The organism is Spiroplasma endosymbiont of Polydrusus pterygomalis (assembly GCF_964030635.1).
Classification (GTDB): Bacteria; Bacillota_I; Bacilli_A; order Mycoplasmatales; family Mycoplasmataceae; genus Spiroplasma.
In genome coordinates this window covers 781,029-804,273 of the sequence record NZ_OZ034909.1, presented here as the reverse complement: position 1 = coordinate 804,273, position 23,245 = coordinate 781,029, and the positions used below count along the sequence as shown (strand labels likewise).

Here is a 23,245-nt window from a genome sequence, read left to right as displayed (position 1 = left end):
GTGAGGTGTAGATATGGAAAATAAAGTTAAAAATATTAAAAAAACCTGCACTATTAGTATTGCTTTTTTAGTAGTGTTATTTATTATGGTGCCATATTTTACTTTTATTTTTGTTTCCCATAGTGATAAAACTTTAAAAGAATACCTTGTTTTTATTAAAATAACTCCAAAAGATGTTTTAGAGTTATTTACAACACCACATTTACCAAATGAATTCTTAATTTTTAGTTTGCTATATGTTGCTTTAGTAACTTTAACAGGAACCATTATTAGTAGTGTTTTTTATATTCATTATCAAAGCCGCTCAATTAATTTTAATAATAGAATGTTACTAATTGGAACCGTTGTTATTATTTCTTTTTTATTTGTTGCGTGTTTATTATTTTCCCTTGCTGAATATTATTATGATTTATTTACGGAGTGATGTCGTTCGTTACGGGGTGCTAAGACTAGACCGGATTATATTCAAAACATTGAAAATATGATTTCAAACAATGTGCCAAATCGGGCAGAAATTGTTAACACATTAATTAATTTGGCAACCGGGCCAGGAACAAAACATGAGTATCCATTAACGTGAATTGGTTTGAATGCCATTTGATGAATAACAGGTTTACAAATGGTTTTCATCATTTTTATTATGTTAAAGGTTGGATTTAAATTAGAATGATTATTAAATGATAATATTAATCAGAATAAAAAAGAGGAATTATTTGTTTTAAAAGATACCTTTAATCAAAGTCGTCTTAAAAAGTTTATTAGTTTATATTTAATTCCAAATGAATTTAATATTTCATTATGAGTTGTTTTTTTCTCAAATATGATTTTCATTCCCCAATTTGTTTATACAATTATCATTGGCAGCAGTTTTACTGCAGCGAACCGATTTTTTTTATTTTCTTATTTCTATCCCCAACTAACAATTAATGTTATTATTCCCGGGACAAGTAGTGTTTTAGAGCAGTCAAATGTTGACTATTTTAAAATGGCAATGAATATGCCAGGATCAGCAATTTTAATTAATATTGTTCCAATTATTTCATCAGCTTTAATTATTTCAATGTTATTTGCTTTTGTTTTTGTGATGTTAAAAAAACCAAATTTAACAAAAAAAAGCTTCATTAGTTTTTATGTTAGTTTTTTAATTGTAACAGGGGGTTCTTTGGTAATGTTTTTAATTTCACAATATCAGTTAACACAAGCCGTTGATTACTGAAATAGTTGAGAAAATGAAAGCGGTAATTTCAAAGAAACGGTAATAGAACCAATTTTTAAAACAAAAAAATTGAATTACTTTTGATTACAAGGAAATGAGTTATTGGCAAGTGGGATTTTATTGTCGGCCTTTATTACTGTTTTATCAGTTATTGCTATTTCACATATTTATAAAATTAAAAGCAATACTGGTAATAGTGAACAAATTAAAACAAATCTTTAATTTTGTCGAAAAATCTTGATATTTTAATAAAATCAGGAATTTTATTGGGTTTTTTTAGACTGCACCCCGTTTAGTAAGTATTAATAAAAAGGTTTACAAACTTTCATTTATTATATATTTTTCTTTTTGGTTTGAATATCATTTATTTCATTTTTTAACATCATTAATATATTCATTATGAGATTTATAATTTTTATTATGGATTGTTCCTTTTTTAAGTAATGAATGAAAACTTTCAATAATAATGTTGTCTGCACAATGATAATTTTTACCCATTGAAATTATAATTTTGTTATCTAAACATTTACTATTATAATCTTTAGATGTATATTGATATCCGTGATCTGAATGAATTATTGTTTTATTTAGATCTTTTTTTATTTTTTTAATTTTATTAATTGCAGCATTTAAATTATCAATTACAAGTTTGTTATTATTAAATTTTGATCATTTTACATCAATAATTTCTTTAGTATATCCATCAATTATTGTTGATTGATAATGTTTTTTACCATTTCAAATTAAATAAGTTAAATCAGTAAATAAAATTGAAAATCTTTCTTTAATATCATTAAAATTACGATTTACTAAATCAGGATATTTAATGATATTTTTATTTCTATTTTGTTTTATTAATATTTTTCTACGCATACGCTTTACATATTCAGCTTGAATATTATTTTCTTTCATAATTCGTAATACTTTCTTAGCATTATAAACAATGCCATAATGTTCTTTTAAATATTTGGTAATTCGACGATAACCAAATTGTTTTAAATTTTCTTCATAGACTTTTACAATATTTTTTAATGGTTCACTATCCTTACCATTACTTGAATAATTTTTATATTTATCTCAATAACTACGCTTTAAATTTGTTACATCAAGTAATAAATTTAGTGGATATTTATTAATGTTTTCTTTGATAAAAAATACAATTTTTCTTTTATTTAATTGTAAAAATCATGAAGCTTTTTTAGTAATTCATACCTAACTTTGTAATAGTTTAAATCTCTTTTTCCTCTTTTTTCTTTTGGACCTTTATTGGTGTTTAAAATTCCTTTCTTAAAATTTTCATACCATGAAGCAACAGTTTTTTTATTAATTGCATATTTTTTTGCAATAAAACTTATACTATTATTTTTAACCTCTTGTCCTATCCTTTTTCGAAAATCTGCTGTATATTTATTAAATTTTTGTCCTTTTCTTGCCATATAAAAATGCACCTCCTTTAAAAGTTTAGCAAAGACTTTTTTTCTTTACTTACTTTTTTGGGTGCAGTCTACTTTAGATGTATATTGATATCCGTGATCTGAATGAATTATTGTTTTATTTAGATCTTTTTTTATTTTTTTAATTTTATTAATTGCAGCATTTAAATTATCAATTACAAGTTTGTTATTATTAAATTTTGATCATTTTACATCAATAATTTCTTTAGTATATCCATCAATTATTGTTGATTGATAATGTTTTTTACCATTTCAAATTAAATAAGTTACATCAGTAAATAAAATTGAAAATCTTTCTTTAATATCATTAAAATTACGATTTACTAAATCAGGATATTTAATTATATTTTTATTTCTATTTTGTTTTATTAATATTTTTCTACGCATACGCTTTACATATTCAGCTTGAATATTATTTTCTTTCATAATTCGTAATACTTTCTTAGCATTATAAACAATGCCATAATCTTCTTTTAAATATTTGGTAATTCGACGATAACCAAATTGTTTTAAATTTTCTTCATAGACTTTTACAATATTTTTTAATGATTCGCTATCCTTACCATTACTTGAATAATTTTTATATTTATCTCAATAACTACGCTTTAAATCTGTTACATCAAGTAATAAATTTAGTGGATATTTATTAAGGTTTTCTTTGATAAAAAATACAATTTTTCTTTTATTTAATTGTAAAAGTCATGAAGCTTTTTTAGTAATTCATACCTAACTTTGTAATAGTTTAAATCTCTTTTTTCAAATGATTCTTTTGGACCTTTATTGGTGTTTAAAATCCCTTTCTTAAAATTTTCATACCATGAAGCAACAGTTTTTTTATTAATTGCATATTTTTTTGCAATAAAACTTATACTATTATTTTTAACCTCTTGTCCTATCATTTTTCGAAAATCTGCTGTATATTTATTAAATTTTTGTCCTTTTCTTGCCATATAAAAATGCACCTCCTTTAAAGTTTAGCAAAGACTTTTTTTCTTTACTTACTTTTTTGGGTGCAGTCTATTTTTAAAATGGACTTTTTACAAATTTCTATATTTGGCATCGTGTACGATGAACCTCCAAAAAACAACTCTTGTTAAATAAAAAGGGTTGTTTTTTTATTTGTAAACCCATAATTATTAATTAATTCAGAGAAAGGGCAGCATCTTAAATTCTTAAAATAGAAACTTTTTATCACAACTTTAAGTTAACGAAAAAAGTTGTATTACACATTTATTAAATATCTTAGAAATCTTTACAAAGTGTACCTTTTTTTCTCCAATTTTAAGGTGTTGTCCTTTCTCTGTTTTAGTTAATTAATTTGGCTAATAAATGCTGAATTATACTTGCACTTACAAGTATAATTCAGCATTTATTAAATTTAATAAATTATTTTTTAGTGTGTCAAAATATGTTCAAAATAATAACAATTTATAAATAATTTATTTTTTTAAAAAAATAGTTGCATTTATTTTAAATGATGTTATTATCAATTTAAAAAGAGATACAAATTTGGAGCTTGTATCTACACAATGCCTTTTATAAGGGTTTTTAACTTTATCAAGATTTTTCGACAAAATTAAAGAAACAAATTCAAAAATTTAAGAAGAAAGGAGTCTAGTCATATTATGAAAGTATATACTGTAAAAGATTACAAAAAGATTATGCTTGCTTATTTGGCAGAGAAAGTTATTATTGTTCCGACCGATACTATTTATGGAATGACATGCATTATTAGTTCACCTTCGGCAAAAGCAAGAATTTTTAAAGTTAAAGGACGATCAGAAAAAATTTATTTATCAGTTATTGTTAGTTCAGTTCGGATGGCAAAGAATTTCATTGATTTGCCCCGAGAAGATTTAAAACTTTTCAAAAAGAATGAGACTATTACTATAATAGGTAACATAAAGGAAGATATTAATAAGCTTTATAATATTACTGAAGATAATACAATTGGCATTAGAATTACAAAGTCCAAATGACTGAAAAAAATTATTAATAAAGTTGGTCCAATTTATGGGACAAGTGTAAATATTAGTGGACAGCATTATGCAAAAGAATTTAATGATCTTCAAAAATTTGATGTTGATATCATTGTTGACGCTGGTTATTTAGATAACCGTCCTTCAAAAATTTATAATTCTTTAACGAAAGAATTTATTAGATAGGAAAACAGAAATGGCAAAAAAATAAACATGAAGAAATGAACATGATATCGAATTGTTAATGTTGTTATTTTAATAATTTTAATTCTTTTAACAAGTATTTTTACGGTTTTATTTATTATGAACCAAGAAAAATATATGGTTGCTTTTTTAATTACAATTTTATTTTTAGGAGTTTGAGTTATTGGATATTTTATGGGCCATTTCTTTTATATGAATAAAGATAATATTCGGGTGGGGGCACGAAAACTAGTTGATGATTATCGGAAAAAAGATGATGGTGATGACCAAACCACTAACAGAAAGTAAAAAGAAACGAATTAAACGGTTAGAAGAAGAACTGGCCGATTTAAAAAAAGAAGATGAAGAGTAATTTTAAAAAAGCATTGTATTTTACCAAATTGCATTTCATAATGGTAGCGTGTAAAATGTTGGGGAAAAGTTTTCAGCATTAAGTTCTAATAATAATTATAAACTATTTTCTTTAAAAGAGTTTTAGTATTTGATAATGTAGAAGCGGTGAATATTGGTAAGTTATATTGTTTAACTTCTGGATTATTCATCTTTTTAAATATTCATCTTCAAGTAATTTGTTCATTTTTTACTTGAAGATTTTTAATTTCTGTTAGTTCTTGAAAGGGATTAATCCCATTAGCTGTCAATTGTTTTAATAACATTACTTTGTAAATCGTTTTTTCATTAAATATTTTTGGTTTTGAACGAAACATTAATTTAATAATTCGAGCAATATAACTTTCAATGCGACAACCAATATTTTCTTGATATTCTCATTTTTGAATTGCTCCATAGTATGTTCTTAAATAATTAGATATTTCTTGTAACTTTCCTTTCGCTTCTTCGGTTTTAACAAGCTGATAAGCTCATTCAAGGTATTTTGTAACCTTGTTTCAGTTTAATTTTAGAATTGCTTTTCTAATTTTATTAAATAAATAACGTTTATAATATCGTGGACCACGGAGACAATCTTTAATTTTTTTAATAACATGGAAACGATCAATGATAAATTCAACATTGATGTGTTTTTCAACCGTTGAAATATATTGTGCACCATCACCAAGCACAATAATTTTAGCTGTCTCGGGTGATTCATAATTTAAGTTAATAAATTCTTTAATTCCTTGTCAGTATTTTTTAGAGTTAATTTTTTTAACTTCATTAGTCATTGTTACTAGAAATTTGAAATTATGCATTGTTTTTCGTATTGTTTTAGGATCTTTATAACCAGTATGAAAGACGGTTAAACGGATTCTTTTCTTAATTTTTAATCGTTTTTTGATTTGATAACTAATGGCATTGCGATATGCTTCATCGGTTTCAATATAAATAACCCCATCATGTTTTAGTTTTGTATCTGGTTCATCTAGCATTAGTTCTAACAAATGTTTAATATCAAACCGTTTAATAAGGTTAAAAATTGTTTTTTTGTTATGTTAGCATTCCGATACATATTACAAATATCTTGATAACTAAAATTTATGCCTAATTTGCTGATTATTTCTAACGAAAAATCATAATCAAGTCGCTGATAACTTTCAATCCCTAATTGAATATCAAGTAAAAAGACCGTTTTTGGTTTTTTTGCCACTTGAAATTCTGGTTTTAAGATATATTTTCGTCGTTTAAAAGTAACTTCACCATTACGAAAAACCAAAGTTCGTTGATAAAATCCTTTTGGAATATAACGTGCTTTGCGTCAGTCCTTATTAAAAATATAGTTATCAATATATTCAAAAATATTTTTAAATAGTATTCAAGCTTCAGAACTAATTTCATTGTTTAAATAGGATAATAGTGCTGTAATAGTGATATTGGGGCTAATTTCATTAATTAAATCAATAAAAGAGTTATTATTTTCGTTTAAAAACTCTTGGATTCTAGTTATAATATTCATAGGATAGTTTTCTTTCTAATTTTTTTCAAACTTAATTATACTGAAAACTTTCTTTTTTATTTTCCCCAACTTTGGCAACGCAATCTTTCATAATGCAATTTTTTTATTTTTTTAGAAATATGATATAATTTAAATATGAAAAACTATGCAGGAGGGCTAAACAATGTACATCAATCCATTCGAAAGAATGAAAAATTTAAAATTAAACAATGATGAACCAAATACAATAAACATGAAAAGTAATACGCGAAATATGAATTTATTAAAAGGTAATCTGGCAAGAGATTTTCTAAATAATAATCATAATACTAAAACTGAAGAACTTAAGATTGATGGAATTACATTATCAAGTTTTGAAATTATTCGTGATTTAATGAAAATATTTAAAGAAAAAAATAATGAAATGCAATTTTTCTTAACAGCTATTGATAAACGAAATTGTGATTCAATGTCTGACATTGCTACTTCATTTTTTTCAATCCCACTTGTTAATGTTGATTTATTACGTATTGAATTATACGCTTCGACCTTTTTATTTTTATTAAAAAAAATTATTAAAGGATTACCAAAGATTAGTTTAGAAGATAAAAAAATTTTATGGGATCGTGTTAAATTATTTGCAAGAACTTTAAAGCAAAGTGAAGTATCGGACCAAATTAATGATTCTAATTCAATTATAATTATTAATGAACTAGAATTTGATGATCCATTAGAATATATTCGTAAAGAATTTGAAGAAATTTTACGTGCTTATGACATTACAGAAAATATTGTAATCATTTTTAATAATATTGATTTAGTAGGATATGTGAAGTTTAAAAAAATCTTTAGTTTAGTACAAGTTATTTTTAAAGGAATTTTACAATTTAAATTTATTGTTGGGTTAAATCCCCTTTTAATTGAAACTTATGTAAAACAAATATACGGAAATTATGCAACAGATCAATTAATAGCACATGAAGTAAGTGTTTATCATAAACGCTATATCATTAAAAACGAAGAAGATATCGCTCCGAAAGAAGCAATAAAAGGAGAAGATGATTCTTATCGTCCAGTGACCGGTTTTACTACCGCTAGTGAAGAAGAAGAGAATGATGAAACAATTGGATTTGATTATTGAGCTATGCGTGGTGGAAAGTAAAATAGAGGAGGATAATTAAAATGTTTGTATTTTTAGTAACCTTAGGTTTAAGTCTAATTATATTTGGTGCAATAGTCCAAATCTTCACTGCTATTTTAAATCTTCTTGTGATCCAGAGTGTTGTGCTTCCATCAATTTTAAAATCAATGAATGATATTTTTCAAACATCAATATTTAAACAAGAACAAATTTTAAATCATTTAACAGGTAATATCTGAACATATACAATTATTGCTTTAACAATTTTTGTGGCATTATTAGTTATTACATTAGTATCGTTTCAACTTCATCGTGTTCGAAAAGGACAATTAATTACTAAACCATATATTAAAATAATTTTTATTACCTTAATTATTGCTGCCTTAATTTACGGAAAAGTAGCTGTATTAATTCTAGCGGCATTAATGTTTATTGGTTTATTATTTATTGAATCATCATTATTTGATGTTGAGTCTTTACAAAATTTTGTGGAAGAACGAAATATGATTGTTATTTACCACCAAGATAAAAAACTGGAAAGAGAGGTAAATAAAGAGGGAAAGTATCATGGAAGCACAACTTTGGCAGTTGACGCGACTATCGCAGGGATCAAAGAAACCGCAAAAAATTTCAAAAACAATGATTACGCAAAAGAGGATGATAATAAAAAATTATCCGGGCAAAAATCAAATTCATTCTCTTCATCAAATGATTTATTTAATGCTAAAAGAAATGATGTTGATGAAAATGAATTAGCAAATTTAATTAATGATATGACCCAAACTATGATAAAGCCACGAAAAGAACCAGTTGTTGAACCAGAATTAGCAACAGCAGGAATGGAAATAAGTGAAAATAGTAGGGTAGAAGAATCAGAAGCACCATTTGCTAATGGAGAAGCATTAGAACCAATTGCTTTAAATGAACCAAAAATTGAACCAATGGTAGTTTCTACTATGCCAGTAATTGATACAAATGCTAATAATGATCACAAGGTTAATGTTGACATTGAATTTTTTGTTGATAAGACAGATGTTTTGAACGAAGAAGGGAATGTTGATACATCAGTATATGAAATGCCAACCTTTTCTTATTTAAATGATGACATCTTTAATTCGCCATTAACATCAGAAAAAGTAATGACAAAAAAACAAAAAAAACTTTACAATAAGTGAAATGAAATGTACCAACAAGATCTTAATATTAAAAAATGGTTGAAGAAGAAGTTCAGGGGACTGAAGTGCCAACTAAATCAATTAAAAAGAAAGCTAAAATATATAATTTATTTGCCAAAGAGGCAAATAAATTAGTTAAAAAATTAAAGATAGGGGAAGAAAATGATTTAAAATTAATGCGAATTGCGGAAATCTTTGAAGATAATTCACAAGCAACTGTTGATTTTTTTAATAATCATTTTTTAGAAACAGATGGTAAAATGATTAATGATAAAGTAAAAAAAATAGAAATTATGCATAACGATATTAAAATAACAAAACAAGCACCGCAACAAACAGGAATTACTTTTATTCCATCTGATCATAATATTGATAAGTTAAAAGGGGAATTATTACTCGATATTCAATCATTTGATGATACTGAAAAGGAATCAAATCATGTACCAACTAATTATCCTGATTATCCTTCTAATGAATTAGAAGGATTAGATGATTTCCAAGGTGAAGATGTTGATGCGATTGCAAGCGAAGATCATCATATTGATGAAACAGAACCTGTTGAAAATAATGAACCTGCAAAAGAATTTTTCGAATCATTTTCAGTAGAGGCAATAACCACAGAACCTGCAGATTTTAGTGCAGCAAAAGAAGAAGAAATAAAGCCTGAATTTAACTTTGTGTCAGATGATGAAATTAAAGCCGATGCAATTAATTTAGAATTAGCATCTGAACCATTAGCGACAGTAACACCAATTCCAGTTAAAGCCGATTTTATTAATACAATCGTTGACGAGGAATTAGCAGATAACGAAGAAGTTAATGAAGATAAATTAGAAGCAAACAACGAAAAAAATTATCAAGATCAAACATTAAATAATGATGTTCCGAATGAAACAATTACTGTCTTACAATCAGAAATTAAACCAGTTTTAAAAGAAGAAATATCATATAGCTTAGATGAATTAGATGATAAAATTATGAATGGTGATTTTTCAAACCTCGATGATGAAGTAATTGAATGTTTTGATAAAGAACAATCAGAACCAAGTCAAGAACCTGAAGTTAAGCGTCCGGTAGCGGTAAAAAATAAAAAACCATTGTCACAACAATCCCTTTTAAATAATTTTGAGTTTCATTTTGAAAAAATTGAAGAATTAATTAAAAATTCAATTGATTTGCATACAGTTCATACTAAAACATTAGGAGAAATGCAAGAGCATTTAAAAAACCTAATGATAAAGGTTGAAACATTAGAAACAAAAATAACTGATATTGCCAAAAAAATTAAAGATGTAGAAACGAAAAAACATATTAAACATCATGGCGTTATGCCAATTGACCAATTTTATCCACACATTAATGATATTAACTTAACATCAACACGTTATAATTTATATAGTAAAAAAGAAAATTCAAATACATATGGGACTGTTAATTCGGAAGATATTTCGTATGGTTTAGGGAATTATTACCGTACTAAAAATAGCCGTTCTTACCAACACGGGATAACAGAAAATAGTAGTCAATTTGTTAATTATAACCATCTTAATTTACATAGTATTTCAAAATACACTAAACAAGATATTCCTTTCGAAGCAAACTGTTCATTTTGTAAAAAAGAAAATAAATAAAAAAAATACCAGTGTAATGGTATTGCAATGTTTCTCCTAACTGAGATATATAAATAAAAATTTTTCTAGATTATTATTAATATATAAAGTTAGGAGAAACATTTTTATATGGATAAAGGTAAAATAAAAGGGTCTAAAGATCATTCTTTTGCATTTAAAGAAAAAATTGTTAATGAATATTCAATTAACGCTGAATTATACTTGCACTTACAAGTAATAATTCAGCTTTTAAATTCATCGGTGTATGAATTTCTTCCCATTTTTATATTCCTACTTTCTTCATAATTATATTTTATTTGAAAGTCCACATAAATATGGTCCAACTTATTGTAACCTATCCAAGTAGATAATCAGGATATCTACATTAATTAATGGTGGTGATATTATGAACCTTCCTTCGTTAATGTTCTAGACTGCACCCCGTTTAGTAAGTATTAATAAAAAGGTTTACAAACTTTCATTTATTATATCTTTTTCTTTTTGGTTTGAATATCATTTATTTCATTTTTTAACATCATTAATATATTCATTATGAGATTTATAATTTTTATTATGGATTGTTCCTTTTTTAAGTAATGAATGAAAACTTTCAATAATAATGTTGTCTGCACAATGATAATTTTTACCCATTGAAATTATAATTTTGTTATCTAAACATTTACTATTATAATCTTTAGATGTATATTGATATCCGTGATCTGAATGAATTATTGTTTTATTTAGATCTTTTTTTATTTTTTTATTTGGCTGAATTATACTTGTAAGTGCAAGTAAATAAAATTGCAAAAAATCCCATATAAAAATTTTATGATGCTAAGTTTATTTTAGAAAAAATAAAGCAAGGGGTTTTTATATGGGATATAAACATCTTGGCATAGATGAAAGAATTTATATTGAGAATCAATTGAAGTTTAAAATAAAAATTAGTGAAATAGCTAAAAATCTTAATCGAAGTATTAGTACTATTATTCGAGAAGTTAATAGAAATAAAAATAATAATCATTATTTTTCATTAATTGCACAAAATAAAGCAGAAAATAGAAAACAATCACATATTTATTTTCATAAGTTTAAAAATAGAGAATTAGTAAAATATGTACAACAAAAATTATTATTAGGTTGATCACCCGAACAAATTTATGGCAGAATTAAAAATTTTCATAAAGAATGAATTATTAGTTTTAAAACAATTTACAATTGAATTTATTCTGGATTACTTGAAAAAGTTACTAATAAAAATTTAAGAAGAAAAGGTAAGAAACGAAAATATCAATAAAATCGGGGTAAATTTAATGGTAAATCAATTAAAGAACGAAATGCTAATGTTAATAATCGCGTAACTCTTGGTCATTGAGAAGGTGATACCGTAGTATCATCACGAGGTAAAAGTAAATCATGTTTAATAACTTTAGTTGAAAGAACATCAAGATTTACTTTAGCAATATTAGTTGAAAATAGAACTACTAAAGTTATTAACGAAAATATTAGCCATTATTTATCAATTCTTCCAAATAATCTTGTTAAGACTATAACATTTGATCGTGGTAAAGAATTTGCTAATTGACAACAACTTGAAAAAAATTTAAATGTGAAAATTTATTTTGCTAATGCATATTCACCCTGACAAAGAGGTACTAATGAAAATACTAATGGTTTAATTAGAGAAAAATTTCCTAAAAAATTTAATTTTTCAAATAATACTAAAAATGCAGTTCATAAATTTATATTGTCTTTAAACCAAAGACCAAGAAAAATACTAAATTATCTTTCGCCAATCGAATATTTGGTTAGAAAAATAATTTAGTTGCACTTAACTTTACAATTTGGCATTTTTTATTTCTATTTTGTTTTATTAATATTTTTCTACGCATACGCTTTACATATTCAGCTTGAATATTATTTTCTTTCATAATTCGTAATACTTTCTTAGCATTATAAACAATGCCATAATCTTCTTTTAAATATTTGGTAATTCGACGATAACCAAATTGTTTTAAATTTTCTTCATAGACTTTTACAATATTTTTTAATGGTTCACTATCCTTACCATTACTTGAATAATTTTTATATTTATCTCAATAACTACGCTTTAAATTTGTTACATCAAGTAATAAATTTAGTGGATATTTATTAATGTTTTCTTTGATAAAAAATACAATTTTTCTTTTATTTAATTGTAAAAATCATGAAGCTTTTTTAGTAATTCATACCTAACTTTGTAATAGTTTAAATCTCTTTTTCCTCTTTTTTCTTTTGGACCTTTATTGGTGTTTAAAATTCCTTTCTTAAAATTTTCATACCATGAAGCAACAGTTTTTTTATTAATTGCATATTTTTTTGCAATAAAACTTATACTATTATTTTTAACCTCTTGTCCTATCCTTTTTCGAAAATCTGCTGTATATTTATTAAATTTTTGTCCTTTTCTTGCCATATAAAAATGCACCTCCTTTAAAAGTTTAGCAAAGACTTTTTTTCTTTACTTACTTTTTTGGGTGCAGTCTATTATTTACCAGTTAAAACCTCAATAGATTTATGATAGTCGCTGTTGTAATAATATGAATGTTATTTAAATTGAATTAAAAAAATATATCAGTCGCGTTGGAAAATGGACTGATTAATAGCTTATTTTGACTGATAAAGTCATTTTTTTAACCACAAATTAATTATATAGATTTTATCGCATAATACAAAATTAAAGTCATAAATTAAAAAATTGAAATTTGCAAACTCGCTCCGCTCGTTGTCGCTTTGCTCCATTAAAAACATTATTGAATAAATTATCCCACGTAATTTATTAACGGATAATTTATTCTTTTACTTTTTAATTTCAATATCATTTGAAATCTTATTGACAGTATTAATAACAATATCTTTACCACACTTTTTAACTAACGACCACAAAATTAAATATTGCTTTGTTTGCATAATTTCAATTCCTTATTTAAAATATTAATAAAATCAATTTTTTAAAAATGTAAACACCAAAAATACAAAATGTATGTGGTTTCTACATCTAAAAAATAAAATCAACTTCATCAGCAAGAATTTTAACAAATTCCTGTTCAACTTGTAAAATTCCACCATCAATACTTAACTTATATTCTTTATTATTAATTTTATATGCCATTTCCGATGGAACAATTGTTGATACAAGTGGAATATGGCCATACAAAATTCCCATATACCCCGTAATTGTTTTTACTGTTACAATATCAACCAAACGATTAACAATAACACCATGGGGGGTAATAATTTTTAAACTAATTTGATTTGCCATTTTAACTATGTTTTAAAGCTGCCGCAGCTTTAACAACCTCATCAATTGTTCCAACGTATAAGAATGCTTGCTCTGGCAAGTCATCATATTTTCCGGATAAAATTTCTTTAAAAGCGCGAATTGTTTCCACGACGGGAACATATTTTCCGGATTTTCCCGAAAACTTTTCAGCAACAAAGAATGGCTGCGATAAAAAGTTTCGAATTTTCCGCGCTCTAGCAATGGCAATTTTATCTTCATCTGATAATTCATCCATTCCTAAAATTGCAATAATTGATTGTAATTCTTTAAACTTTTGTAATATTTCTTGCACTCCCCGGGCAACTTCGTAATGTTCTTCACCAACCACTAAAGGATCTAATAACCGTGATGAACTTCCTAAGGGGTCAACCGCAGGATAAATTCCTAATGCGGCAATTTCCCGGTCTAGAACAACTTTCGCATCTAAATGGGCAAAAATTGTTGCTGGAGCGGGATCAGTTAAATCATCCGCCGGAACATAAACTGCTTGAACCGAAGTAATACTTCCCTTTTTCGTTGACGTAATCCGTTCTTGTAAAGCCCCCATTTCGGTTGCTAAGGTTGGTTGATAACCAACCGCAGATGGCATTCGCCCTAATAAGGCGGATACTTCAGAACCAGCTTGGGTAAAACGGAAAATATTATCAATAAATAATAAAACATCTTGATTTTTATCATCCCGAAAGTATTCAGCAATCGTTAAACCAGTTAAAGCAACTCGCATACGAGCTCCGGGTGTTTCATTCATTTGACCAAAAACTAATGCAGTTTTATCAATAATCCCAGCTTCAATCATTTCATAATACAAATCATTACCTTCCCGAGTTCGTTCACCAACGCCGGCAAAAACAGAAATTCCCCCATGTACTTTTGCCACATTATTAATTAGTTCTTGAACTAGAACTGTTTTTCCAACACCAGCTCCCCCAAATAAACCAATTTTTCCTCCTTTTGTAACGGGAACCAATAAATCAACAACTTTAATTCCTGTTTCCAAAATTTCCGCTGTTGTTTGTTGCTCTTCATATGATGGTGCTTCACGGTGGATTGATCGCATTATTTTTGTTTTAGGTTGTGGTTTTTCATCAATTGCTTCTCCAAGAACATTAAACATTCTTCCTAAAACCTCTTCCCCAACCGGAACTGTAATTGGTGCTTTTGTATCAATGACCATCATTCCCCGGGCCATTCCTTCAGTTGGACCTAGCGCGATTGCTCGCACTGTGTCATCACCAATATGTTGGACAACTTCTAATACTAAATTTACCCCATTATTATCAAGCGTAATTGCATTATATAATTCTGGTAAATATTCTTCGGCAAACCGTACATCAACAACAGGCCCTAAGACCTGTACTACTTTTCCATTTTTCTCCATTTTCTTAAGCACCTCTTAATTTTCTTGTGCGCTAGCTCCGGCAACAATTTCTGTAATTTCTTGGGTAATCGCTGCTTGACGCTTACGGTTATATAATAACGATAATTTTTCTAACATCGCATGCGCATTTTCCATTGCATTTTCCATTGCTACGCGTCGTGATGCTTGTTCAGAAACTTGTGATTCAACAATTGTTGAAAATAAAATTGTATTTAAATACATCGGCACGGCATTTTCCAAAATTGTTGCTGGATCTGGTTCAAATTCGGTAATACCATTAATATGTTTTGGTTCTTGATTCTGGTTCGCTTTAACAATTGGCAACAATTGTAAAATTGTTGGCTCAAAAGTAACATTGTTAATAAACTTAGTGTAGGCAATTTTAATTTCATCATAAGTATTCCCATTAAACCCAGATAAAATTTCTTGCGCAAATTCACGAGCATCATCATAAGAAAAATTAATATCAATGTCTTTTCTTACATGCATAATTTTGCAACCTTTATTGGCATAAAATGATTCTGCTTTAGAACCAATGGCAATGATACAATCATTTTTTCGTAATTGACGTAACACTAGTTTATTAATATTACTATTATAACCACCACATAAGCCTAAATTTGAATTAACAACAATTCAACAAGTACGCTCACTAGCTTTTGTCCCATCTTTTTTTTGGTAAATTGAATCATCCGCTTTACTAATAATGTCATTAAAAACAGTATAAATTTCGGAAAAATATGGTTTTGAATTTGAAATTCGTTTTCCAACTTTTTTTAATTTTGCCGTCGCTACTAATTTCATTGCTTGTGTTATTTTAGAAGTTGAATTAATTGAAGTAATTTGTTTTTTTAAACCTGTTCCAACTGCCATTTTTTTATTCCAACCTTATTGTCCTAAACGGTTTCATTCTTCAACTTGACCAAACAATTCTGGTTTATAATCCGCAATTTTATTTGTAAATTTTTTAACAACTTGAATAATTTCATTATCAATATTAGCCATTAATGTTTCACTATAGGTTTTTGTTTTTCCTAATTCAGTGTAATATTTTTTTGCTTTTGTTTTAAAATGTTCAATTAATCGACCTTTAAACTCTTGAATTTTATTAACTGGAATTCAACGAGTTATTTTTTTATTAACTGCTAATAAAATAATTGCCTGATCAATTTGGGAAAGTGGTGAATATTGTTTTTGTTTTAAAATTTCAATTACTCGTTTCCCATGTTCTAAAACTTCTTTTGTTGCTTCATCTAAATCAGACCCAAATTGTGCAAAAGCTTGCAATTCCCGATATTGAGCTAATTCTAATTTTAATGAACCAGAAACTTGTTTCATTGCCTTAATTTGCGCCGTTGATCCTACTCGTGACACTGATAACCCTGCATCAACCGCTGGCCGAATCCCAGCATTAAATTGGTCATTATTTAAGAAAATTTGTCCATCCGTAATTGAAATAACATTCGTTGGAATATATGCTGAAATATCACCAGCTTGAGTTTCAATAATTGGCAAGGCTGTAATACTTCCGCCACCATATTCTTTTGTTACGCGAGCGGAACGTTCTAATAAACGACTATGTAAATAGAAAACATCTCCAGGATATGCTTCACGTCCTGGTGGACGGTGTAATAACAACGCCATTGTTCGATAAGCAACAGCATGTTTTGAAAGGTCATCATAAATGATGACTACATTTTCACCAACTTCCATTCATTCTTCACCAATTGTAACACCCGTATATGGGGCTAAATATTGCAATGGGGCTAATTCACTTGCTGTGGCTGAAACAACTGTCGTATATTCTAGGGCTCCTGCCGCACGTAATTTCTCAACGATTTGGGCAACAGTTGACGCTTTTTGCCCAATGGCAACATAAATACATTTAACGCCTTTCCCTTTTTGGTTTAAGATTGTATCAATCCCAATCGCTGTTTTTCCTGTTTGCCGATCACCAATAATTAGTTCCCGTTGTCCTTTCCCAATTGGAATCATCGCATCAATTGTCATAATTCCCGTTTCCATTGGTTCATCAACTGATTTTCTTGTCATAACTCCAGGTGCAATTCTTTCAACTGGGCGAGTTTTTTTTGCTTTCAAAGGACCTTTCCCATCAATCGGTTGCCCTAAAGCATTAACAACTCGTCCTAATAATGCATCACCAACTGGTGTTTCAACAATTTTTCCTGATCGTCGAACTTGGTCTCCTTCGCGAATTGTCGTATCATCACCCATTAGAACGGCTCCAACGGCCCCTTCTTCTAAATTTAATACCATTCCATAAATTTCATTTGGAAAAATTAATAATTCACTCATCATTGCATTATCCAGACCATCAATTAAAGCAATTCCATCACCAACCGTGACAACAGTTCCTTCTTCATGAATTACAATTTTCTTACCATATTCTTTAATTTGTTTTTTAATTATTTCTGAAATTTCATTTACATTTAAAGCCACTTTTTCACCTCGTCTTCTATTTATTATGTATTGCTTTTTGGCGCATTGTTTCTAATTGTCCCGCAATTGATCCATCAATAATTTCGTGTTTAATTTTAACGCGAACACCGCCTAATAACGAGGGATCAATTTTATTAACTAATTCAATATGATAACCAAATTTTTTACTTAATTTTGTTTCAATTGTTGTAATTTGTTTTTTTGTTAACGGTTGTGTTGAATAAATATTTCCATATTGAACATCATAACTAATATTAATTAATTTTCTTAAGCATTTAAAGATTCTTATAACATAACAAAAAGCTTCCCAATCAATTAATAAGAAAAGGGCATTTAAAATTAATGGATCAATAACTTTTTGAAATGGTTTCGCCAAAATCTTCTTACGTTCTACTTTTGTAATGTCTCCATTCATCATTAATTTAATATAATCTGGTTCTTGCTTAAATAATTCAACAATAATATTACTAACTTCTAAAAAATGATCAATTATTTTTGTTTCAAGCGCTAAATACATGAGCGCAGCTGCATAATTATCAATAAATTTTTCGCTAACTAACATAACCTGTTACTATAATTCTTTAATGAATTCTTCTACTAATTTTTCATTTTTTTCTTTGCTAATTTCTTTATTTAATAATTTCTCAGCTGCATTAAATGCAACATTAATAATTGATTTTCGAATATCATCATAATATTGTTCTTTTTCCTTTTGAATTTCTTTATGGGCTTGTTCATTCAACTGCATAACTTCTGCTTTCGCTGTCTCTAAAACTTGATGACGTTTCGCTTCTGCTTCAGTGCGGGCAGAAGTAACAATATTATTTGCTTCTACTTTTGCCGTTGTTAATAATTTTGATGCTTCTTTTTGATCAATTGTTGCTTTTGCTTGTTTTTCTGCTGCATCTTGAATTAATTCTCGAATTTTATTCCGACGATCACGCATTGCCTTACGAAATGGATTATAAACTCATTTTGATAATAAAATTAATAGGATAATTGTTGCAATAACATGGGCAATAAAAATCCATAAATTAGGAAATAATTGATTAATAATTTGTGATGGTTCAATTGGTTTTGACATTAATCACATTGTCATTGACTTCCAAGCTTTTCTTCTTTAAATTGCTTTCCTTTTAACCAGTAACAAATGCTAAAATAATCGCAATAACTAATGCATAAATTGACCCTGATTCAGTAATCGCAGCAGCAATAATATATTGTGTACGAACTTTACTTTCAACTTCTGGATTACGAGCAATCGCTTCAACTGCTTTTCCTCCCGTATATCCTTGTCCAATTCCTGAACCACAACATCCAATCGCCGCTAATCCTGCTCCTAACAATGACATTCCTTTTGTAAAGTCATCATTAATTCCAGCCATTAATCATATTCCCATCATATTTGACATCAAATCTATCGTCATAAAATCTATCATATTATAGTTCTCCTCTTCCTTAACAAATATATAATTTTTTTAATCCTTTTTTAGCCATCTAAAGCAACATTTTTAACTTTTTATCTTTTTTTAACTTAATTTTCTTTTCTTTTTTCTCTTTATTTTCTGTTTTCATTTCCATTGCCCAATAAGTAATTGTTAAAATTGAAAAAATATAAGCTTGAATTAAGCCATCAAAAACATCAAAATAAATGCTTAAAAAAGGTAAAAAGATACCAGCCAATAAATCAACAGGACCAATATAAGGAATTTGATCTCAGATAAATCCCATTAAAGCGGTAAATAAAGTAATAATAACTGTTCCTCCCAAAATATTTCCAAATAGCCGGAATGAAATTGAGATTAACGGAACAAATTGCGTTAATAATTCTAATGGATTGATAAAAAACTTTTTAAAATATACTATTTTTTGATATTTAATCCCAAAATAATATATCCCAATAAATGTTACCAACCCCATTGATAATGGGACAGTATAAGCTGTTGCCAATGATTCAAAATCAATGACACTCATTAAATTCCCAATACCAATATACAATAATAAGTACATAACATAAACAGTCAAAAATTTATATTTTGGTCCCATTAAATCAACAACTTGTTTTTCAACTCACTTAATTGCAATTTCTGCAAATAGCACTAAACCAGTTGGAACATCAGTTGGGCCAAGTTTTTTTAGACGTTTATAATAGCCAATTGATAAAAGCATAATAATAAAGGTAGTAATAACTATCGTTATTAATTGCTGTAATAAAATCGTATAACTTCATGCATCCATTCCACTTTTATTTGGATCAGGAATTAAGTCCATCGCAAAAAATTGAACAAAATTACTTTTAGTCACCATTTTTCTCTTCCTTTCTGTGCTTATGAATCGGAAATTTAACATTTGCAAATAGCGATGAAAACGGTCATAAACTAATCCCAACAATCATTGTATAGATACTAAAAAAACTAGTATTCTCAGCATAAATAACTATTGGTATAGCATAAATAACTAAGCGAACTAGGTACAATAAGATAAAAAAGTACTTATTTAAATTTATACTTAACAATCATCCAGAAAAGCAAATGATCAAGAAACCTATAAGAGAAAACAAATACCCCAAAAATAATCCTGAGTATAAAGTTCAATCTCGTTTTAATGTCAAATATATCATCGTCAATACTATTAATATTCCCAAAAACATAATTAAACTTATTATTGACAGTTTACATTTTACACCTTTAAAGAGGGTTTTTCAATTTAATTTAATTTTTTTATTTAGTTCCAAAAATACGGTCTCCTGCATCACCTAGACCAGGAATAATATAACCATGTTCATCTAAACGTTGGTCTAAAGCAGCAACATACATATCAACATCAGGGTGATGTTCTTCAATGCACTTTTTCCCTTCTGGTGCAGCTACTAAACATACTAATTTAATATTAGTAGCCCCTCACTCTTTAACTTTTTGAATCGCAAGATTAGCACTACCTCCGGTTGCTAACATTGGATCTAAAATCAAAACATTAGCTTTGCTAATGTTTTCTAGTTTTTTAGCAAAATATTCATGTGGTTCTAGTGTTTTTTCATCACGGTATAGGCCAATATGCCCAATTTTAGCATTTGGAACTAAATTAATAATTCCATCAATCATCCCCAAACCGGCTCTTAAAATTGGAAATAAAACAATATCATTTGCAATTTTATATCCCTTTGTTTTTGCTACTGGTGTTTCAATTTCAAATTCATTTAATTCAATATTGCGAAATATTTCATACGCCATTAATTGCGCAATTTCATCCAAATTTTCCTTAAAAACCTTTGAGTTGCTTTCCTTTTTACGCATTCTTGTTAATTTATCTAAGATTAGTGGGTGTTTTATTACAGTAAATGACATTAATTACTTTTCCTCCTTAATTTACTAGATTTTAACATAATTAATTTAATTTTGTAGAAAATTCTTCTTTAATTTTGTCGAAAACTCTTGATATTTTAATAAAACCTTGATTTTATTGAGTTTTTAATAAAATGTCTTTCTTGCAAATATCTATATTTTATAAGGGTTTTTGACTTTATCAAGAGTTTTCGACAAAATTAAAGTCCAACGCCCAAAAAAACAATAGACTTTTTGCGATACTAACAAAAATAAAAAAAATTAAATTAAACTTAAAAATAATCATTTTTAAAAATTTTAATTGCTTTTTAAGCATAAATAATCAGGTATCGTAAGAAGTCTAATGAAAAAATTACTAAGTTTATTAAGTGTATTAACAATTAGTGGAACAACAATGCCATCTTTAATTGCCGCAAATAGTTATGAAAAAGAAGAACAAAATTTATAAATTTTAAATAGATTTAAAAGGGATAATCAAAAAAAGAAAAAACAAACAAAAACAAAAACATTAACAGAAACAGATGAATACAATAATCGTCCCTCAACGTCAACATCAAATAATAGATGTGGCACTACCAGTGGCGGTATACGTAATCAAAGGTGTCGAAAACCAAATGAAAATAATTCAGAAATAACAACCGAAAGCGCTAGAGAAATAATTTTGGACGACATAAAAAACAATAGTAATAATATTTTTGAAACTGGTAAACGAAAAAACAAATATGGAGTTTTTATAAGAAAAAGTATTGACTACTTTAAAGAAACTAATAATATTGTAGAAGACAATAGACTGCACCCTGTTTAGTAAGTATTAATAAAAAGGTTTACAAACTTTCATTTATTATATCTTTTTCTTTTTGGTTTGAATATCATTTATTTCATTTTTTAACATCATTAATATATTCATTATGAGATTTATAATTTTTATTATGGATTGTTCCTTTTTTAAGTAATGAATGAAAACTTTCAATAATAATGTTGTCTGCACAATGATAATTTTTACCCATTGAAATTATAATTTTGTTATCTAAACATTTACTATTATAATCTTTAGATGTATATTGATATCCGTGATCTGAATGAATTATTGTTTTATTTAGCTCTTTTTTTATTTTTTTAATTTTATTAATTGCAGCATTTAAATTATCAATTACAAGTTTGTTATTATTAAATTTTGATCATTTTACATCAATAATTTCTTTAGTATATCCATCAATTATTGTTGATTGATAATGTTTTTTACCATTTCAAATTAAATAAGTTACATCAGTAAATAAAATTGAAAATCTTTCTTTAATATCATTAAAATTACGATTTACTAAATCAGGATATTTAATGATATTTTTATTTCTATTTTGTTTTATTAATATTTTTCTACGCATACGCTTTACATATTCAGCTTGAATATTATTTTCTTTCATAATTCGTAATACTTTCTTAGCATTATAAACAATGCCATAATCTTCTTTTAAATATTTGGTAATTCGACGATAACCAAATTGTTTCAAATTTTCTTCATAGACTTTTACAATATTCTTTAATGGTTCACTATCCTTACCATTACTTGAATAATTTTTATATTTATCTCAATAACTACGCTTTAAATCTGTTACATCAAGTAATAAATTTAGTGGATATTTATTAAGGTTTTCTTTGATAAAAAATACAATTTTTCTTTTATTTAATTGTAAAAGTCATGAAGCTTTTTTAGTAATTCATACCTAACTTTGTAATAGTTTAAATCTCTTTTTTCAAATGATTCTTTTGGACCTTTATTGGTGTTTAAAATCCCTTTCTTAAAATTTTCATACCATGAAGCAACAGTTTTTTTATTAATTGCATATTTTTTTGCAATAAAACTTATACTATTATTTTTAACCTCTTGTCCTATCCTTTTTCGAAAATCTGCTGTATATTTATTAAATTTTTGTCTTTTTCTTGCCATATAAAAATGCACCTCCTTTAAAAGTTTAGCAAAGACTTTTTTTCTTTACTTACTTTTTTGGGTGCAGTCTATATGATATTCTTTTGCTATTTCACTATAAGATTTATTGTTAATTGAATATTCAATTAACAATTTTTTCTTTAAATTCAA

The 23,245-nt window shown here is 27.0% G+C and carries 31 protein-coding genes and 1 pseudogene; 9 read left to right on the top strand and 23 right to left on the bottom strand.

What is annotated here, in order from left to right:
- The first annotated feature begins 13 nt into the window (after positions 1–13).
- Positions 14–1,438, top strand: coding sequence for a polypeptide chain release factor methylase (locus tag ACQH23_RS05175; RefSeq protein WP_425379183.1), 1,425 nt, complete (start codon positions 14–16; stop codon positions 1,436–1,438).
- A 93-nt stretch (positions 1,439–1,531) separates the two neighbouring features.
- Here the strand turns inward: ACQH23_RS05175 and ACQH23_RS05170 are convergent, their stop codons facing one another.
- The 5 genes and pseudogenes from ACQH23_RS05170 to ACQH23_RS05150 form a co-directional block, all read right to left on the bottom strand.
- Complete coding sequence (locus tag ACQH23_RS05170) at positions 1,532–2,128, bottom strand: DDE-type integrase/transposase/recombinase (RefSeq protein WP_425379182.1); 597 nt, start codon at positions 2,126–2,128, stop codon at positions 1,532–1,534.
- A 260-nt stretch (positions 2,129–2,388) separates the two neighbouring features.
- Positions 2,389–2,652: a hypothetical protein gene (locus ACQH23_RS05165; protein ID WP_425377740.1), complete on the bottom strand. Its 264-nt coding sequence runs from the start codon at positions 2,650–2,652 to the stop codon at positions 2,389–2,391.
- 45 nt (positions 2,653–2,697) lie between these two features.
- Positions 2,698–3,096, bottom strand: a complete 399-nt coding sequence (locus ACQH23_RS05160; RefSeq protein ID WP_425379181.1) for a DDE-type integrase/transposase/recombinase — start codon at positions 3,094–3,096, stop codon at positions 2,698–2,700.
- Between the two features lie 21 nt (positions 3,097–3,117).
- Positions 3,118–3,183 (bottom strand): annotated as a pseudogene (locus ACQH23_RS05155) (hypothetical protein); the annotation flags it as partial.
- Positions 3,184–3,356: 173 nt separating this feature from the next.
- On the bottom strand, positions 3,357–3,620 hold the full coding sequence (locus ACQH23_RS05150; protein ID WP_425377767.1) for a transposase family protein: 264 nt from the start codon (positions 3,618–3,620) through the stop codon (positions 3,357–3,359).
- Between the two features lie 675 nt (positions 3,621–4,295).
- Here ACQH23_RS05150 and ACQH23_RS05145 point away from each other — a divergent pair.
- On the top strand, positions 4,296–4,835 hold the full coding sequence (locus ACQH23_RS05145; protein WP_425379180.1) for an L-threonylcarbamoyladenylate synthase: 540 nt from the start codon (positions 4,296–4,298) through the stop codon (positions 4,833–4,835).
- A gap of 27 nt (positions 4,836–4,862) precedes the next feature.
- Complete coding sequence (locus ACQH23_RS05140) at positions 4,863–5,141, top strand: hypothetical protein (RefSeq protein WP_425379179.1); 279 nt, start codon at positions 4,863–4,865, stop codon at positions 5,139–5,141.
- Between the two features lie 149 nt (positions 5,142–5,290).
- On the opposite strand, the gene ACQH23_RS05135 is transcribed toward ACQH23_RS05140, so the two are convergent.
- Both ACQH23_RS05135 and ACQH23_RS05130 read right to left on the bottom strand, forming a co-directional pair.
- A complete protein-coding gene (locus ACQH23_RS05135) occupies positions 5,291–6,220 on the bottom strand; it encodes a UPF0236 family transposase-like protein (protein WP_425379178.1) in 930 nt (309 codons plus the stop codon).
- 5 nt (positions 6,221–6,225) lie between these two features.
- Positions 6,226–6,744 carry a UPF0236 family transposase-like protein gene (locus tag ACQH23_RS05130; RefSeq protein WP_425379177.1) on the bottom strand — a complete coding sequence of 173 codons (519 nt, stop codon included), beginning with the start codon at positions 6,742–6,744 and terminating at the stop codon, positions 6,226–6,228.
- Positions 6,745–6,931: 187 nt separating this feature from the next.
- On the opposite strand from ACQH23_RS05130, the gene ACQH23_RS05125 reads away from it, so the two are divergent.
- The 3 genes from ACQH23_RS05125 to ACQH23_RS05115 are packed head-to-tail and all read left to right on the top strand — an operon-like array spanning position 6,932 to position 10,670.
- Positions 6,932–7,885: a hypothetical protein gene (locus tag ACQH23_RS05125; RefSeq protein ID WP_425379176.1), complete on the top strand. Its 954-nt coding sequence runs from the start codon at positions 6,932–6,934 to the stop codon at positions 7,883–7,885.
- 20 nt (positions 7,886–7,905) lie between these two features.
- Positions 7,906–9,174 (top strand): hypothetical protein, encoded by a 1,269-nt coding sequence (locus ACQH23_RS05120; RefSeq protein ID WP_425379175.1) that lies wholly within the window; start codon positions 7,906–7,908, stop codon positions 9,172–9,174.
- Positions 9,075–10,670, top strand: coding sequence for a hypothetical protein (locus tag ACQH23_RS05115; protein ID WP_425379174.1), 1,596 nt, complete (start codon positions 9,075–9,077; stop codon positions 10,668–10,670). Before ACQH23_RS05120 ends, ACQH23_RS05115 begins: the two co-directional genes overlap by 100 nt.
- A 104-nt stretch (positions 10,671–10,774) precedes the next feature.
- On the opposite strand, the gene ACQH23_RS05110 is transcribed toward ACQH23_RS05115, so the two are convergent.
- Both ACQH23_RS05110 and ACQH23_RS05105 read right to left on the bottom strand, forming a co-directional pair.
- Entirely contained in the window at positions 10,775–10,930 is a 156-nt protein-coding gene (locus tag ACQH23_RS05110; RefSeq protein ID WP_425379173.1) for a hypothetical protein, read from the bottom strand.
- Positions 10,931–11,117: 187 nt separating this feature from the next.
- Entirely contained in the window at positions 11,118–11,456 is a 339-nt protein-coding gene (locus ACQH23_RS05105) for a hypothetical protein (protein ID WP_425379172.1), read from the bottom strand.
- A gap of 67 nt (positions 11,457–11,523) precedes the next feature.
- Between ACQH23_RS05105 and ACQH23_RS05100 the strand changes: the two genes are divergently transcribed.
- The gene (locus tag ACQH23_RS05100) at positions 11,524–11,946 is read left to right on the top strand and encodes a transposase (RefSeq protein ID WP_425379171.1); all 423 of its coding nucleotides are present in this window, start codon (positions 11,524–11,526) and stop codon (positions 11,944–11,946) included.
- 27 nt (positions 11,947–11,973) lie between these two features.
- The gene (locus ACQH23_RS05095) at positions 11,974–12,474 is read left to right on the top strand and encodes an IS30 family transposase (RefSeq protein WP_425379314.1); all 501 of its coding nucleotides are present in this window, start codon (positions 11,974–11,976) and stop codon (positions 12,472–12,474) included.
- Here ACQH23_RS05095 and ACQH23_RS05090 read toward each other — a convergent pair.
- The 12 genes from ACQH23_RS05090 to upp all read right to left on the bottom strand — a co-directional run bounded on the left by ACQH23_RS05090 (position 12,458) and on the right by upp (position 21,153).
- Complete coding sequence (locus ACQH23_RS05090; RefSeq protein WP_425379170.1) at positions 12,458–12,580, bottom strand: hypothetical protein; 123 nt, start codon at positions 12,578–12,580, stop codon at positions 12,458–12,460. The two genes, ACQH23_RS05095 and ACQH23_RS05090, sit on opposite strands and share 17 nt — an antisense overlap.
- A gap of 260 nt (positions 12,581–12,840) precedes the next feature.
- The gene (locus ACQH23_RS05085; RefSeq protein WP_425377740.1) at positions 12,841–13,104 is read right to left on the bottom strand and encodes a hypothetical protein; all 264 of its coding nucleotides are present in this window, start codon (positions 13,102–13,104) and stop codon (positions 12,841–12,843) included.
- Positions 13,105–13,686: 582 nt separating this feature from the next.
- Positions 13,687–13,950 carry a FoF1 ATP synthase subunit delta/epsilon gene (locus ACQH23_RS05080; protein WP_425379169.1) on the bottom strand — a complete coding sequence of 88 codons (264 nt, stop codon included), beginning with the start codon at positions 13,948–13,950 and terminating at the stop codon, positions 13,687–13,689.
- Position 13,951: 1 nt separating this feature from the next.
- Positions 13,952–15,349, bottom strand: a complete 1,398-nt coding sequence (gene atpD / locus ACQH23_RS05075) for a F0F1 ATP synthase subunit beta (RefSeq protein ID WP_425379168.1) — start codon at positions 15,347–15,349, stop codon at positions 13,952–13,954.
- A 15-nt stretch (positions 15,350–15,364) separates the two neighbouring features.
- Entirely contained in the window at positions 15,365–16,222 is an 858-nt protein-coding gene (atpG, locus tag ACQH23_RS05070) for an ATP synthase F1 subunit gamma (protein WP_425379167.1), read from the bottom strand.
- A gap of 15 nt (positions 16,223–16,237) precedes the next feature.
- Positions 16,238–17,809: a F0F1 ATP synthase subunit alpha gene (gene atpA / locus ACQH23_RS05065; protein ID WP_425379166.1), complete on the bottom strand. Its 1,572-nt coding sequence runs from the start codon at positions 17,807–17,809 to the stop codon at positions 16,238–16,240.
- Positions 17,810–17,825: 16 nt separating this feature from the next.
- The gene (locus tag ACQH23_RS05060; RefSeq protein WP_425379165.1) at positions 17,826–18,371 is read right to left on the bottom strand and encodes a F0F1 ATP synthase subunit delta; all 546 of its coding nucleotides are present in this window, start codon (positions 18,369–18,371) and stop codon (positions 17,826–17,828) included.
- Between the two features lie 9 nt (positions 18,372–18,380).
- The gene (atpF, locus tag ACQH23_RS05055; protein ID WP_425379164.1) at positions 18,381–18,902 is read right to left on the bottom strand and encodes a F0F1 ATP synthase subunit B; all 522 of its coding nucleotides are present in this window, start codon (positions 18,900–18,902) and stop codon (positions 18,381–18,383) included.
- A 43-nt stretch (positions 18,903–18,945) separates the two neighbouring features.
- On the bottom strand, positions 18,946–19,194 hold the full coding sequence (gene atpE, locus ACQH23_RS05050) for an ATP synthase F0 subunit C (protein ID WP_425379163.1): 249 nt from the start codon (positions 19,192–19,194) through the stop codon (positions 18,946–18,948).
- Between the two features lie 112 nt (positions 19,195–19,306).
- On the bottom strand, positions 19,307–20,116 hold the full coding sequence (locus ACQH23_RS05045; RefSeq protein WP_425379162.1) for a F0F1 ATP synthase subunit A: 810 nt from the start codon (positions 20,114–20,116) through the stop codon (positions 19,307–19,309).
- Positions 20,106–20,429, bottom strand: a complete 324-nt coding sequence (locus ACQH23_RS05040) for an MG406 family protein (protein ID WP_425379313.1) — start codon at positions 20,427–20,429, stop codon at positions 20,106–20,108. Before ACQH23_RS05040 ends, ACQH23_RS05045 begins: the two co-directional genes overlap by 11 nt.
- A gap of 100 nt (positions 20,430–20,529) precedes the next feature.
- A complete protein-coding gene (gene upp, locus ACQH23_RS05035; RefSeq protein WP_425379161.1) occupies positions 20,530–21,153 on the bottom strand; it encodes a uracil phosphoribosyltransferase in 624 nt (207 codons plus the stop codon).
- A gap of 340 nt (positions 21,154–21,493) precedes the next feature.
- Here upp and ACQH23_RS05030 point away from each other — a divergent pair, with 340 nt between their 5' ends.
- Complete coding sequence (locus tag ACQH23_RS05030) at positions 21,494–21,598, top strand: lipoprotein (protein WP_425379160.1); 105 nt, start codon at positions 21,494–21,496, stop codon at positions 21,596–21,598.
- A 376-nt stretch (positions 21,599–21,974) separates the two neighbouring features.
- Here the strand turns inward: ACQH23_RS05030 and ACQH23_RS05025 are convergent, their stop codons facing one another.
- Both ACQH23_RS05025 and ACQH23_RS05020 read right to left on the bottom strand, forming a co-directional pair.
- A complete protein-coding gene (locus ACQH23_RS05025; RefSeq protein ID WP_425378128.1) occupies positions 21,975–22,658 on the bottom strand; it encodes an IS3 family transposase in 684 nt (227 codons plus the stop codon).
- 173 nt (positions 22,659–22,831) lie between these two features.
- The gene (locus tag ACQH23_RS05020) at positions 22,832–23,095 is read right to left on the bottom strand and encodes a hypothetical protein (RefSeq protein WP_425379159.1); all 264 of its coding nucleotides are present in this window, start codon (positions 23,093–23,095) and stop codon (positions 22,832–22,834) included.
- Between the last annotated feature and the right edge of the window lie 150 nt (positions 23,096–23,245).